General features: G+C 66.0%; 1 protein-coding gene. It reads right to left on the reverse strand.

From position 1 onward, the window contains the following. The coding region (locus tag ACFQVC_RS42465) for a B12-binding domain-containing protein (RefSeq protein WP_381842160.1) at window positions 1–720 on the reverse strand (720 nt) is incomplete at both ends.

The following is a 720-nucleotide window of genomic DNA, read 5'->3' on the forward strand; positions in this document are numbered from 1 at the left end:
TGCCCTTGCCCTCGGAGTCGGACTTCTCCATGTGCGGCTCCAGATAGGCCACCGCCGTCTTCATGACCTCCGCCGACTGCAGCACGAACGGCAACTGCATCTGACCCGAGCCGAACAGCTCACCGACGACCTTCATGCCCTCAAGGAGCGTGTCGTTCACGATGTCCAGCGCGGGGCGGTCCTGGAGGGCCTCGTCGAGGTCGGCCTCAAGGCCGTTCTTCTCGCCGTCGATGATGCGCCGCTGCAGGCGGTCGTCCAGCGGCAGCGCGGCCAGTTCCTCGGCCTTGCCCGCCTTCAACGACTTGGCGGTGGCGCCCTCGAACAGCGCCATCAGCTTCTGCAGCGGGTCGTAGCCCTCCGCGCGCCGGTCGTAGATCAGGTCGAGGGCGGTGGTGACCTGCTCCTCGTCGAAGCGGGCGATCGGCAGGATCTTGCTCGCGTGCACGATCGCCGAGTCCAGACCGGCCTTCACGCACTCGTCCAGGAACACGGAGTTGAGCAGGATGCGGGCGGCCGGGTTGAGACCGAAGGAGATGTTCGACAGGCCGAGCGTCGTCTGGACATCCGGGTGACGGCGCTTGAGCTCCCTGATCGCCTCGATGGTGGCGATGCCGTCCTTGCGGGACTCCTCCTGACCCGTGCAGATGGTGAACGTCAGGGTGTCGATGAGGATGTCCGACTCCTGGATGCCCCAGTTGCCGGTCAGATCGTCGATCAGCC

Source organism: Streptomyces monticola (genome assembly GCF_042665355.1).
Classification (GTDB): domain Bacteria; phylum Actinomycetota; class Actinomycetes; order Streptomycetales; family Streptomycetaceae; genus Streptomyces; species Streptomyces monticola.